This is a genomic window from Jannaschia sp. S6380 (genome assembly GCF_023015695.1).
Lineage (GTDB): Bacteria > Pseudomonadota > Alphaproteobacteria > Rhodobacterales > Rhodobacteraceae > Jannaschia.
Genome location: NZ_JALKAS010000001.1, coordinates 1,478,956 through 1,490,574, shown reverse-complemented (window position 1 = coordinate 1,490,574; position 11,619 = coordinate 1,478,956). Strand labels below are relative to the sequence as shown.

Here is an 11,619-nt window from a genome sequence, read left to right as displayed (position 1 = left end):
GCCCCTATAGCTCAGCTGGTAGAGCAACTGATTTGTAATCAGTAGGTCCGCGGTTCGAGTCCGTGTGGGGGCACCGGTTCACTTCCGGTGGTGACCTCGGGGCGCGTATCCGGCGCCCCGAGGTTCGCCTCAGGCCTTGTGTCGGCGGATCTCGCCGGTGTCGAGCCGCGAAAAGTAACTCTTCATCTCGCGCTTCACGATCGGCATCAGGACGTAGAGTGCCGTGATGTTGACCACCGCCATGGCGAAGATCATCGCGTCCGAGAAGTCGATGACGGCGCCCAGTTGCGCGGCCGCCCCGATCACCACGAAGACGCAGAAGATCAGCTTGAAGATCAATTCCTTCGTCTTGCCCTCGCCGAACAGGTAGGTCCACGCCTTCAGCCCGTAGTAGCTCCATGAAATCATGGTCGAGAAGGCGAAGAGCACCACCGCGAGCGCCAGGACGTACGGGAACCAGGACAGGCCCGTCGCGAAGGCGGCCGAGGTCAGTTGCACGCCCGAGACGCCGCCCACGGTGGAGATCGCCGTGCCCGCCTCGTCCAGGACGAAGAGGCCCGTCGCCTCATCCACGATCAGCACGCCGGAGATGGTGATGACGAGCGCTGTCATCGTGCAGATGACCACCGTGTCGATGAACGGCTCCAGCAGGGAGACGACGCCTTCGGTGATCGGCTCCTTCGTGCGCACCGCCGAGTGGGCGATGGCCGCGGAGCCGACGCCCGCCTCGTTCGAGAAGGCGGCGCGGCGGAAACCCTGGATCAGCGCCCCGACGAGGCCGCCCGCCACGCCCAGCCCGGTGAAGGCGCCGGCGAAAATCTGGCCGAACGCCCAGCCGATCAGGTCGTAGTTCACGATCAGCACGACCAGGGCGGCGCCGACATAGAGGATGCCCATGAACGGCACGACCTTTTCGGTTACCTTGGCGATCGACTTGATGCCGCCAATGATGACGGCGAATACCACCGCCGCGAAAATCACGCCGGTGATCCAGCCCGGATAGTCGCCGACGATGCCCGAAATCTGGGCATGCGCCTGGTTGGCCTGAAACATATTACCACCGCCGAGCGCGCCGCCGATGCAGAAGATCGAGAACAGGATTGCCAGGATCGAACCGCCAGGCGCGCCGCGCTCGGTGAAGCCCTTGGTCATGTAGTACATCGGCCCGCCCGAGACGTGCCCATCGGGATACTCGTTACGGTACTTCACGCCGAGCGTGCATTCGGTGAACTTCGACGCCATGCCCAGAAGGCCCGCGACGATCATCCAGAACGTCGCCCCGGGCCCGCCGATGCCGACGGCAACCGCGACGCCCGCAATGTTGCCCAGGCCCACGGTGCCGGACAATGCGGTCGCGAGCGCCTGGAAGTGGCTGACCTCGCCGGCATCGTTCGGGTCCGAATAGTCGCCTTTGACCAGTGCCACCGCGTGGCCGAATGCCCGGAACTGGATGAAGCCGAAATAGAGCGTGAAGACCGTCGCGCCCACGACCAGCCACAGCACGATCCATGGGAATGATACGCCGTAGACGCTGAACGGCAGGGGCGCGAAGATGAGGTTAACGAACCATCCGGTGGAATTGGCGAAGATGTCGTTGACGCGCTGGTCCAGCGTCACGACCTCCTGCGCGGCCACCTGGAGCGGTGCGGAGATCAGGCCTGCGGCGAGCGCGGCCGATGCAAGATGTTTCATGTCGACGGACCTTTCTTCACGGAACGATGGTGACCGGAACGGCCGCGGACGCGATCAGCCTGCCGCTGACGCCACCGAAGACACGCTCGACCATGCCCTGGACACCGACGCGCCCGATGATGATCTGTGTGGCCCCCTTGTCATGGGCGAGACGGTTCAGGATCTCGGCGGCATCGCCATGGGCCACGTGGCCCGTCACCGTCAGACCCTCGGCCTGCATCGACGTGACGGCCGGATCGACGATACGCTCGTGGGCGGTCTTCACCTCCTCCTTGCGGCGGGCGTGGCGGGACTCGTTCTCCTCGGCGGTCTGGAACGTCCACGGCGACCATTCGACGACGTAGCAGATGATGATGCGACAGGCCTCCAGCGCGCTGGCGCGTTCGCGCGCGAAGGTCAGGACCCGTTCCCCCGCCGGGCTGCCGTCGAGTCCGACGACCAAGGTGATGTCTGCCATGTCCATTCCTTCCCTCGCCCTGCGGATGTTCCGCGCTCCGTCAACGGTAGCACTATCATGGCGCTGCTGTATCGCACTTATGACGTAGCGGTATCAGAGGTTTAGGGGTTAGTATGTGGCGCGACCGCCCGAGAGGTCGAAGACGGCGCCGGTTGTGAAACTGTTCGCGGGCGAGACGGTCCAGAGGATCATCTCGGCTGCTTCCTCGACCTCCAGGAACCGCTGGCGCGGGATCTTGGAGAGCATGTATTCGATATGCGCCTTGCTCATCTGGTCGAAGATCGGGGTCCGGGCGGCCGCCGGCGTCACGCAGTTGACGGCGATATCCATGTCGGCCAGTTCCTTGCCCAGCGATTTGGTGAACCCGATCACCCCCGCCTTGGAGGCGGAGTAGGCGCAAGCATTCGGGTTGCCCTCCTTCCCCGCGATGGAGGCGATGTTGAGGATGCGGCCATAGCCCGCTTCATGCATGCCGGGGACGACGGCGCGGTTGACGTGAAACGTGCCCGTCAGGTTCACGGCGACGATGCGCGCCCAATACTCCGGTGGATAGTCGGCCACCGGCATGTTTGGCCCCGCGATCCCGGCCGAGTTCACGAGGATCGCGGGCGGACCGAGCCGATCGACCGTCGCATCCAGCGCCGCTTGGACGGAGGCGAAATCGGATACGTCGCAGGGCAGGGCCAGCGCGTCTTCCCCGGCCATGACCGTCTCGTTCAGCGCGGCGTTGGCGTCCCAACTGGCCACCCGCGCGCCGGCGGCCACCAGCTTGCGCAGCACCGCAAGGCCGATCCCCTGCGCGCCTCCGGTCACGACCGCGATCTGTCCCGAGATGTCCCGTGTCATGTTCCGCTCCCCCAAAGACCTCGCCGCAAGCCTAGCCGCGAGGGACGCAGCGGGGAACCCGCTCGTGTCCTGCCGCGTTTCGGATTCAGGAGGATACCGCGTGAAACCCGACCTGACCGATCGTCTCGACCGCCTGGACCGGCTGGCCGACAATCTTGATAGCCGCTATCGCATTCCAGGCACCAGCATCCGGTTCGGCTGGGACGGCATCCTCGGGCTGATCCCCGGGCTGGGCGACATCGCCACGCTGGGACCCGCGGGATACATCCTCCTGGAAGCGCACCGGCTGGGCGCGCCCAGCCACGTCAAGGGCCGGATGGTCTTCAATTCGGGCGTTGACTGGGTGGTCGGCTCCATCCCGGTGATCGGCGATATCTTCGACGTCGGATGGAAGGCGAACCGCCGGAACGTGGCACTGTTGCGCCGTCACTTCGCGAAGGAAAAACCGGGACAACCGGCAACCCGACCAGACAATCGGATGAGAACCACATGAGCGACTTGAACGACCCCGTATCCGCGGCCCAGGCGCAACGCATCGAGCCGGGACGGGGACGCGCCGCCGACAAGCCAGGCGCGATTCCGATAGCCGGCTGGAAGGACATCCTGAAACGGGTGATCGGTGAGATCTCAAAGGATCACGTGGGTCTCGTCGCCGCTGGCATCGCGTTCTACGGCCTGCTGGCGATCTTTCCGGCGATCACCGCGCTTATGGCGATCGCTGGCCTTCTGTACGAACCACAGGAACTCGTCGCGGCGCTGGAGGGCGTCTCCAAAGTGGTGCCGCCCGATGTGAGCCAGATCCTGCTGGACCAGGCCAAGGAGGTCGCCGGATCGCAGCAGGGTGGCCTGACCCTCGGCCTCATCCTCGGCCTGCTTCTGGCTCTCTGGTCCGCCTCGGCGGGTGTCGGCAGCCTGATCGAGGGGCTCAACCTCGCCTACGACGAAACGGAGACACGGGGCTTCGTCAAGCTGAAGCTGATGACGATTTTCATGACGATCCTGATGGTGCTGGGCGTGATCCTGGCGGCCCTTCTGATCATCGCCGTCCCTGTCGCACTGGCCTTCCTGGCATTCTCCCCCTGGATGGAACGCCTGATCCAGATCCTGTCCTACGTTCCGTTGGCGCTCTTGTTCGTGGGGGGCGTGGTCGCCTTCTATCGATGGGGTCCCGACCGCTCGCGGGCCAAGCTGAGATGGCTGACGCCCGGAGCCATCCTGGCAAGCGTGCTCTGGCTGGTCGTGTCGATCGGTTTCTCTCTCTACGTGCAGAACTTCGGCAGCTACAACGAGACGTTCGGCTCCATCGCGGGGGTGATCGTGCTCCTCATGTGGATGTGGCTGTCGGCCTACGTCATCCTGTTCGGTGCCGAGATCAATTCCGAGATCGAGGCCCAGACGGCGCGCGACACCACCACGGGCGTTCGCGAACCCATGGGCCATCGGGGGGCCGTGAAGGCTGACGAGCTTGGCACCGCTGGGTGATCCGGCGCCCGACGCGCCGCACGACATCGCGGCGCTTCCGCAGCTGCCCCCGCAGCGGCCGCCACGTCATCCCCTGCTGGTGCCGGTCACCGGTATCTTCATCCTGCTGACGATCCAGGCACTCGTCTTCGCTTCGGTGTTCCTGATCCCGGTCACGACCGCGATCCTGGGGTACTTCATCCTGAACGCGCCGCGTCGCGGGTTGGAGAGGATCGGAATCCCCGCGCCTGTCGCGGCGGCAATCTTCACCTTGTCGATCGCGGCCGTCCTGTTCGTCGGCGGCATGCTTCTCAGCGACCCGATCTACGAGTTCGTGACCGACATCCCGACATTGCTGGAACAGGTCGTCGCGGCCCTGACCGGTCCCGGCGGCCCGTTCGAAGCCTTCGCGGTTGCCGCCGATGCAACGGACGAGGCGCTGGAGCAGGCGGGCGCCGTCGAGCCGATGCAGGTCCAGGTGGTCGACAATGCCGGGCTGGCCGCATCCGTCGCCGCCATCGCGCCCGCACTGCTGGGACAGATCGTCTTCGCCATGTGCCTGCTCTTCTTTCTTGTCGCGTCGGGGGACCTGTTCATACAGAAAGCGGTGCAGGTCGCGGACCGGTTCGAGAACAAGAAGCAGACCGTGCGCATGATCCGAATGATCGAGACCCGCCTGGGCAACTACCTAGGCGCGATCACGCTGATCAATATCGGCCTGGGGGCCGCGATCGGGCTGGGCATGTGGTGGTGGAACATGCCGTCGCCCTGGCTGATCGGTCTGATGGCGACGGTGTTCAACTTCGTGCCCTTCGTCGGTGCCGTTGCCGGCGCCTCGATCGCGGCGGTCATCGCCTTCGTGTCCTTTCTCGACCTTTGGGCCGCGCTCGGCGTGTTCGCGACCTATTATGCGCTGACGGCATTCGAGGGGCAGTTCGTCACCCCTTCGCTGGTCGGGCAGCGGCTGCGGCTGAACGTGACGATGGTGTTCCTCTCCGTCGCGTTCTTCGCGTGGATCTGGTCGATCATGGGCATGGTCGTCGCCGTTCCCATGCTGATCGTGGTGAAGGTCGTCTGCGACAGCATTCCCCGCCTTCGCAAGGTTGGCCTGTTCCTCGGCGATGCCGAAGGGTTCCTGCCCGAAAAGGAACGCCCGGCCTGACGGATCAGATGAAAGCCCGTCCGAAGAGCAAGGTCAGACCCAGCAGTAACAGACCGCCGCGTCGGCCCGCGCGTCCGCGCATGATCACCCCGCGCGAGATGAGGCCGAGTCCCAGCGCGATGGCGGCGAAAGCGGCCAGGGCAGCCATCGGCCGGTCGCCCGGCGCCAGAAGCTCGGGGTGCACGATCATGGCAAGCGGGATCAAGTAGAGGCCGAGGCCCAGCGTCATCGCGGTGACGGCGACGCGCAGCCAACTTTCCCCGATCATGCCGGCCGCGATGAAGACGGCCCCGCAGACCGGCGGCGTGATCGTCGACAGCAGCGCGAACCAGAAGACGAACAGATGTGCCTGCAGCGGGGCCAGTCCCAGCTTGATCAGGGCCGGCCCCGCGACCGACACGCAGATGACATAGGCCGCGGTGGTCGGCACCTCCATCCCAAGCAGAAGGCATGCCAGGGCGGTCAGCAACAGCGCCGTCCAGAGGCCGCCACCCCCCGCCGACAGGATGAAGGACGTGAGTTTGACGCCCAAACCGGTGATCCCCAGGACCCCGATCACGAGCGACGCGCAAAGGATGATGATCCCGATCATCGCAACCTGGCGACCGGCGGCGATGCATGCCCCGGCCAACCGTCCGGGACCGCGCGCCAGGGCCAATCCGCCGCTGTCGAAGAACAGCAGGACCACGCCGGCCGCGATCGCCCAGATCGCCGCGTATTGCGGTGTCAGGCCGCGACCGAACATCGACCACAGCAGAAGGGTGAACGGCACCAGGAAGAACAGGCTCGTGATTAGGACGTCCCGCCGGGCGGGCCGGGCATCCGGGGGCAGGCCGGCAAGTGTGTGGCGGGCGGCATAGCCGTCGATGCCGATCCAGACAGCCCAGAAATACAGGATCGCCGGCAGGATCGCGGCGGCCATGATCCCGGTATAGGGAACCCCCGTCAGCTCGACCATGACAAAGGCGCCCGCGCCCATCAGGGGCGGCATGATCTGTCCGCCCGAGGAAGCGACCGCCTCCACCGCCGCGGCCAGCCGCTTGGGATAGCCGAGGCCCACCATCGTCGGCAGCGTGACCGCGCCCGTCGACGCCACGTTGGCCGAAGCCGAACCGGAGATCGAACCGAACAGCGCCGATGACAACACGGAAACCTTGGCCGCCCCGCCGGTCAGGCGGCCGGCGGCGGCCCCGGCCAGGTTCATGAACCCGGCGCCCGCCTCGCCCGCGTTCAGCACCGCGCCGAAGATCACGAAGATCGCGACCACGCCTGCGGACACGCCGGTCAGGCTTCCCCACAGGCCGCCCTCGGCGATGGTCAGCGTGCCGAGGAAACTCTCCACAGGCAGGCCCGCATGTCCGAACGTGCCCGGGATATGCTGTCCCAGCATCCCGTAGGCCAGGGCCGCTGCCGCTACGGCCGGCAGGGGCCAGCCGATCATGCGACGCGCGCCTTCCAGGGTGAGCACGATCAGCAGGATCGCCAGCCAATACTGGCCGCGCCCCTCCAGGAAGCCGTACTGGTCGCGCAGGGCCGCGTGATTCCAGGCGATCCATCCGCAGGCCGCGATTCCGGCCCCGGCGGCCAGCCAGCCTGTGATCGCGCCCGGCGCCGTCCGCGCAGGCGCCGCGAAGACCCATGGCAGCAACAGAGCCATGTGGAGCGGTCTGGCGACGAGGTTCGGCACCAGCCCCGACAGAACGAGCGTCAGATGCGCCACGATCGTCAGCGCGCCGAGCGTGACCCAGGCGCCGAGTCGTCGGTCGGATGTCGTCGGCGCCACGTCAGTCATACGGACCGTTGTCGGTCAGTCATGGCTGACGTACCGGGCATCGCGAGGCGGTCGGTTCTTGCCCTAAAGCGCGGGCAGTTCGACGCCGATTTCCTGATAGTATCGCACGGCACCGGGATGGATCGCGGTGCTGGCGTTCGCGATCATCTCGGGGCTGACACCGGCCCACCACGCGGCCGTGCCGGCCAGGTCCTCCCTGCCCTCCCAATAGGCCCTCGTCAGGGCGTATGCCGTGTCTTCGGACATCGCGCTAGTCGCGTAGGCCAGCACCGGAAGCGAGGTCGTGACGATATCGGTCTCTTGTCCGGAATACGTACCTGCCGGGATGACCAGCCGCGTGCGGCCCGTCGCCTCCACCTGTTCTTCCGTCAGGGGGATCAGGCGAACGCCGGTGGTCGCCGCCGCCTCGATCACGTTCGGGGCGGGATAGCTGCCGGCGGTGACGAAGGCATCGATCTGCCCGTTCTGCAGCGCGCCTACGGCGTTCGACAGTTCGGCATCGGCCACGTTCGCGTCGATCTCGAACATCCCTAGGTACTTCTCCCCTTCGCGGGCGCCGAAACTGCCCGCGCCGAGCAGGACGGTCTTGCCCGACAGGTCGGACAGCGTGGCGACCCCGCTCTCCTCGGAGGCGACGAAATGCATCGTCAGCGAAGGGATCGGGAACAGCGCCCGAATTTCGGCGAAGGCCGGGTCGCCCTTGTCTTCGAAGGGGCCGGCCGCGTTCTGGGCGGCGGAGACGAGGGCAGGGGGCGTCGTGAAGACATAGTCGGCGCCCCGTGCACGGACCTCCATCACGTTCTGGACCGAGCCCTGGCTTTCCTCGACCGTGACGTTGGCCACGTCACCCATCGCTTCGGCCAGTTCCACGCCCATCTGGTAGTAGCTGCTGCCGGCCTTGGCGGATTTGTAGGTGATCCGCTCCTGCGCGCCGGCGGGCGTGGCCAGCAAGGCCAGTGCCGCGAATGTCGTGGTCAATCGCATCTCGTTCTCTCCCTACGGATGTCGCAGGTCACGGTGACAGCCGGCGGCGAAGTGTCAAGCGGCGCGTCGGGAACGGATTTGGGGGAGGATGGTGGGCGACCCTGGAATCGAACCAGGCGTGCGTCTCCGCGAGGGAGTTACAGTCCCCTGCCACACCTTGCGGCCTGTCGCCCAACGGTGGACCGGATAGCGGCGGGGCAGGGTGGGGTCAAGCAGTGTTGTGGCCATCTCCGCCTACGCGCGATAAGCGGGTCCGGAGATCAGGGGAAGCACATGGCGCAGAAGCCGAAATGGGTCGTCGCGAAGGAGCAGGACAGGCGCGCCGCTGCCCGGGAAACCGTCTGGCTGTTCGGGCTGCACGCGGTTCGCGATGCCTTGTCGAACCCCATGCGGGAACGCGTGCGGCTGGTGCTGACGAAGAACGCGGCCGACCGGCTTGGCGAGGTCTTGCCGGCCTCGGGGATGGCGCCCGAAATCGCCGATCCGCGTCGGTTTCCGGCCCCGCTCGATCCCGGGTCGGTGCATCAGGGCGCCGCGCTCGAGGTTCGGCCCCTCGACTGGGGTCGGCTGGACGATCTGGCCCGACCGGGTGGCAATGCCCCGCTCTTGGTGTTGCTCGACCGGGTGACGGACCCGCATAACGTGGGTGCGATCCTGCGGTCGGCCGAGGTTTTCGGCGCCCGCGCGGTCGTCGCGCCGAGCCGGCATTCGGCGCCGGAGACGGGCGCATTGGCCAAGACGGCGTCCGGCGCGCTGGAACGGCAGCCCTATCTGCGCGTGGGAAACCTGGGGGATGCGATGCAGCGGTTGAAGGCGCTCGATTATATGCTGATCGGGTTGGATGGCGAGGCGGAGGACGGGTTGCAGACGGCCGCGCCGGGCTTGGCAGGGCGACCCACGGCGATCGTCCTTGGCGCCGAGGGGCCTGGACTGCGCGCCCGAACCCGCGAGCTTTGCGATCGAATGGTGCGGATCGACGCGGCCGGGACCTTCGGGTCGCTCAACGTGTCGAACGCCGCCGCGGTCGCGCTGTTCGCCTTGTCGGCGGGCCGTGATGCCTGAGCGTCTGGCCACCTGCTGCTATTGCGGACGCCGGTCCGCGCTGCGCGTTCGGGATCATGCGTTGGCTTGCGGCTCCTGCGGTGCGCCGCTGACGCGGATGAAGCCTTTGGCCCCGGATAAGGCCCGCATGGCTGCATCCCATGCCGCCCGACCCCAATCGCGCCCGACACCTGTCGATCGGAAGAGGCGCGGGAAGAAAAAGAAGAAATCCAAGGGCTTCTGGCACGAGATCGTCGAGGAAATCTGGGACGAGATCGAGGATATCTTCGACTGAACGACGCGTGTGTGTTTTTTTTCTCAACTTGGCGGAACCTATCCGCAACCCGGCGGTTACCTACATGTCTGAGGAAGGCGAAACTGGAACCATCGCCCTTCTGTTCACTGTCCCTCGTTCCACACCTCGGGGCCCGCGCATGATTGCAGCGGGCCCTTTTTTATCGTCTGATTGGTTCCCATGACCACAACGCCGACTGACGCATTCCTGCGCGATATCCTGACGACCGCGCGGACCTTCGCCTGCGTCGGTGTTTCGCCCGATCCCATACGGCCGAGCAACTATGTCGCACGATATCTCGCGCGACGGGGGTATCGCATCATTCCGGTCAACCCGGGCCATGCGGGGCGGACCCTGTTCGGCCAGACCGTCATGGCGAACCTCGCCTCGATCGAGGATCGCGTCGACGTCCTCGACATCTTCCGCAAGCCGGCGGCCGTCCCCGCGATCGTGGAGGACGGGCTGCGCCGATTTCCGGAGTTGAAATGTGTCTGGCTGCAAGTCGGTATCGTCAGCCCGGATGCGGAGGCGATGTGCACTAAGGCGGGTGTTCCCATCGTGCAGGACAGATGTCCGAAGATCGAACATCAGCGCCTGTTCGGTGAACTTCGAAAGGCGGGTTTCAATACCGGGATCGTGTCGTCTCGATTGACCTGAATGTGCGATGCAGCGGTTTGCGGGCATCGCCGCCGGTGCGGACGGTCAATCCGTTCCGACCGGCGTTTCATCCTCGGACGTGGTCACGACCTGCCCGTCCTGGATGACCGCGGTCGCCGGGGTCTTCTCGTTGTCGATGACGGTACCGCTGTCGAGGTTCTCCACCTCGCGCGCGGTCGTGTCGTTCGTCACGCCGGCCTGCGTGGTCAGGCCGCTTCCTTCGGTGCGGACATCCACCGCCGCGCGCGTGCGGCCGTAGGCAAAACGGTCGTTGAACTCGGGGGCTGATTCCAGATCCGTGCGCGAGGCAGGCAGGACGATGCGGAACGTATCGCCTTCCGGGGTGTCCGCCAAGAACAGCAAGTCGTCCATGTTGACGGCCACGCGCCGCTCCCCGAGGCCCAGGAAACCGCCGATATCCGCGATCGCCACATCCATTTCGCCGGCATTGCCCAACACGACATCCGAGATTTCGCCTACGTCCTCCCATGTATCGGGATCGGCGAGTTCGGCCTCCGTGGCCGCCTCCGTGACATAGAGGCGAGCACCGACCAGATCGGACGTGCGGAGGGCTTCGGTCTCGATCGAGGCAACGAACGGGCTGATCCGGTGGGTTTCGGCGAGGGCAGGGCTAAAGACGGCCATCGCGATGGCGGTAGACGCGACGAGCGTTTTCATCCTAATCTCCTTGGCGTTGCGGTGGTGACCTGTTTGCAGGTTGGTCATCGACGTAACACGCAAGGCGACGCGCAGGTTCCGCAACTGGCGCGTCGTCTTGCACGTCTGATCCTTAAAATTTTCTGTTGTTGGCACGTTTGGGCGATTCCAAGGACTTGCGTGCCTATGTCCTATGACATCGCCCTATGGTCCCTGGACCACGTGGAATGGTCGAACCGTTCAGCGCGCGGTGCAATCAGGACCGGCGCGCCGCTTTCTCCGCCAAGCCGGACGTTCCCTTGCGACTCGCCAGTTCGGCCCAGACGTCATCCAAGGCAATGCCACGCGACGCCAGCATGATGCAGAAATGATACAGAACGTCGGCACTCTCGCGGATCAGCGCGTTGCGATCGCCCTTGACCGCCTCGATCAGCGCTTCGATGGATTCCTCGCCGAACTTCTCGGCGCATTTCTCCGGCCCGCGCGAGATCATCCGGGCGGTCCAGCTCTCCTCCGGGTCGGTGCCGCGCCGGCTCTCGATCGTGGTCCACAGCTCATCCATCGGGTGCATCGGG

13 protein-coding genes and 2 tRNA genes are annotated in these 11,619 nt (G+C 65.8%); 7 read left to right on the top strand and 8 right to left on the bottom strand.

What is annotated here, in order from left to right; translation table 11 throughout:
* Positions 1-73: transfer RNA gene (locus tag MWU52_RS07620), tRNA-Thr, on the top strand.
* 56 nt (positions 74-129) lie between these two features.
* Here the strand turns inward: MWU52_RS07620 and MWU52_RS07615 are convergent.
* The 3 genes from MWU52_RS07615 to MWU52_RS07605 all read right to left on the bottom strand — a co-directional run bounded on the left by MWU52_RS07615 (position 130) and on the right by MWU52_RS07605 (position 2,995).
* Positions 130-1,692 (bottom strand): alanine/glycine:cation symporter family protein, encoded by a 1,563-nt coding sequence (locus MWU52_RS07615; protein ID WP_246950848.1) that lies wholly within the window; start codon positions 1,690-1,692, stop codon positions 130-132.
* A gap of 16 nt (positions 1,693-1,708) precedes the next feature.
* Entirely contained in the window at positions 1,709-2,149 is a 441-nt protein-coding gene (locus MWU52_RS07610) for a universal stress protein (protein WP_246950846.1), read from the bottom strand.
* A gap of 108 nt (positions 2,150-2,257) precedes the next feature.
* Positions 2,258-2,995, bottom strand: a complete 738-nt coding sequence (locus MWU52_RS07605; RefSeq protein ID WP_246950845.1) for an SDR family NAD(P)-dependent oxidoreductase — start codon at positions 2,993-2,995, stop codon at positions 2,258-2,260.
* Between MWU52_RS07605 and MWU52_RS07600 the strand changes: the two genes are divergently transcribed.
* Genes MWU52_RS07600 through MWU52_RS07590 form a run of 3 tightly spaced genes read left to right on the top strand, consistent with a single transcriptional unit; the run spans position 2,994 to position 5,618 of the window.
* Positions 2,994-3,488, top strand: coding sequence for a DUF4112 domain-containing protein (locus tag MWU52_RS07600; protein ID WP_246950844.1), 495 nt, complete (start codon positions 2,994-2,996; stop codon positions 3,486-3,488). The two genes, MWU52_RS07605 and MWU52_RS07600, sit on opposite strands and share 2 nt — an antisense overlap.
* Complete coding sequence (locus MWU52_RS07595) at positions 3,485-4,477, top strand: YihY/virulence factor BrkB family protein (RefSeq protein ID WP_246950843.1); 993 nt, start codon at positions 3,485-3,487, stop codon at positions 4,475-4,477. The genes MWU52_RS07600 and MWU52_RS07595 overlap by 4 nt, the downstream gene beginning before the upstream one ends.
* On the top strand, positions 4,461-5,618 hold the full coding sequence (locus tag MWU52_RS07590) for an AI-2E family transporter (protein WP_246950842.1): 1,158 nt from the start codon (positions 4,461-4,463) through the stop codon (positions 5,616-5,618). The genes MWU52_RS07595 and MWU52_RS07590 overlap by 17 nt, the downstream gene beginning before the upstream one ends.
* Positions 5,619-5,622: 4 nt before the next feature.
* Here the strand turns inward: MWU52_RS07590 and MWU52_RS07585 are convergent, their stop codons facing one another.
* The 3 genes from MWU52_RS07585 to MWU52_RS07575 all read right to left on the bottom strand — a co-directional run bounded on the left by MWU52_RS07585 (position 5,623) and on the right by MWU52_RS07575 (position 8,567).
* Positions 5,623-7,410 carry a TRAP transporter fused permease subunit gene (locus MWU52_RS07585; protein ID WP_246950841.1) on the bottom strand — a complete coding sequence of 596 codons (1,788 nt, stop codon included), beginning with the start codon at positions 7,408-7,410 and terminating at the stop codon, positions 5,623-5,625.
* 63 nt (positions 7,411-7,473) lie between these two features.
* Positions 7,474-8,394, bottom strand: coding sequence for a TAXI family TRAP transporter solute-binding subunit (locus tag MWU52_RS07580; RefSeq protein ID WP_246950839.1), 921 nt, complete (start codon positions 8,392-8,394; stop codon positions 7,474-7,476).
* A gap of 89 nt (positions 8,395-8,483) precedes the next feature.
* A tRNA-Tyr gene (locus tag MWU52_RS07575) sits at positions 8,484-8,567 on the bottom strand.
* 100 nt (positions 8,568-8,667) lie between these two features.
* Between MWU52_RS07575 and MWU52_RS07570 the strand changes: the two genes are divergently transcribed.
* The 3 genes from MWU52_RS07570 (at position 8,668) to MWU52_RS07560 (ending at position 10,387) form a co-directional block, all read left to right on the top strand.
* Positions 8,668-9,456 carry an RNA methyltransferase gene (locus MWU52_RS07570; protein ID WP_246950836.1) on the top strand — a complete coding sequence of 263 codons (789 nt, stop codon included), beginning with the start codon at positions 8,668-8,670 and terminating at the stop codon, positions 9,454-9,456.
* Positions 9,449-9,730, top strand: a complete 282-nt coding sequence (locus MWU52_RS07565) for a hypothetical protein (RefSeq protein ID WP_246950833.1) — start codon at positions 9,449-9,451, stop codon at positions 9,728-9,730. The genes MWU52_RS07570 and MWU52_RS07565 overlap by 8 nt, the downstream gene beginning before the upstream one ends.
* A gap of 180 nt (positions 9,731-9,910) precedes the next feature.
* Complete coding sequence (locus MWU52_RS07560) at positions 9,911-10,387, top strand: CoA-binding protein (protein WP_246950830.1); 477 nt, start codon at positions 9,911-9,913, stop codon at positions 10,385-10,387.
* Positions 10,388-10,432: 45 nt separating this feature from the next.
* Here the strand turns inward: MWU52_RS07560 and MWU52_RS07555 are convergent, their stop codons facing one another.
* Positions 10,433-11,065: a PRC-barrel domain-containing protein gene (locus MWU52_RS07555; RefSeq protein WP_246950828.1), complete on the bottom strand. Its 633-nt coding sequence runs from the start codon at positions 11,063-11,065 to the stop codon at positions 10,433-10,435.
* 235 nt (positions 11,066-11,300) lie between these two features.
* On the bottom strand, positions 11,301-11,615 hold the full coding sequence (locus MWU52_RS07550) for a phosphoribosyl-ATP diphosphatase (RefSeq protein WP_246950826.1): 315 nt from the start codon (positions 11,613-11,615) through the stop codon (positions 11,301-11,303).
* Between the last annotated feature and the right edge of the window lie 4 nt (positions 11,616-11,619).

Coding starts and splice junctions, on each gene's coding strand:
- MWU52_RS07615 (WP_246950848.1), bottom strand. CDS start 1,692: ATGAAACATCTTGCATCGGCCGCGCTCGCCGCAGGCCTGATCTCCGCA.
- MWU52_RS07610 (WP_246950846.1), bottom strand. CDS start 2,149: ATGGCAGACATCACCTTGGTCGTCGGACTCGACGGCAGCCCGGCGGGG.
- MWU52_RS07600 (WP_246950844.1), top strand. CDS start 2,994: ATGTTCCGCTCCCCCAAAGACCTCGCCGCAAGCCTAGCCGCGAGGGAC.
- MWU52_RS07605 (WP_246950845.1), bottom strand. CDS start 2,995: ATGACACGGGACATCTCGGGACAGATCGCGGTCGTGACCGGAGGCGCG.
- MWU52_RS07595 (WP_246950843.1), top strand. CDS start 3,485: ATGAGCGACTTGAACGACCCCGTATCCGCGGCCCAGGCGCAACGCATC.
- MWU52_RS07585 (WP_246950841.1), bottom strand. CDS start 7,410: ATGACTGACGTGGCGCCGACGACATCCGACCGACGACTCGGCGCCTGG.
- MWU52_RS07580 (WP_246950839.1), bottom strand. CDS start 8,394: ATGCGATTGACCACGACATTCGCGGCACTGGCCTTGCTGGCCACGCCC.
- MWU52_RS07570 (WP_246950836.1), top strand. CDS start 8,668: ATGGCGCAGAAGCCGAAATGGGTCGTCGCGAAGGAGCAGGACAGGCGC.
- MWU52_RS07565 (WP_246950833.1), top strand. CDS start 9,449: ATGCCTGAGCGTCTGGCCACCTGCTGCTATTGCGGACGCCGGTCCGCG.
- MWU52_RS07560 (WP_246950830.1), top strand. CDS start 9,911: ATGACCACAACGCCGACTGACGCATTCCTGCGCGATATCCTGACGACC.
- MWU52_RS07555 (WP_246950828.1), bottom strand. CDS start 11,065: ATGAAAACGCTCGTCGCGTCTACCGCCATCGCGATGGCCGTCTTTAGC.
- MWU52_RS07550 (WP_246950826.1), bottom strand. CDS start 11,615: ATGCACCCGATGGATGAGCTGTGGACCACGATCGAGAGCCGGCGCGGC.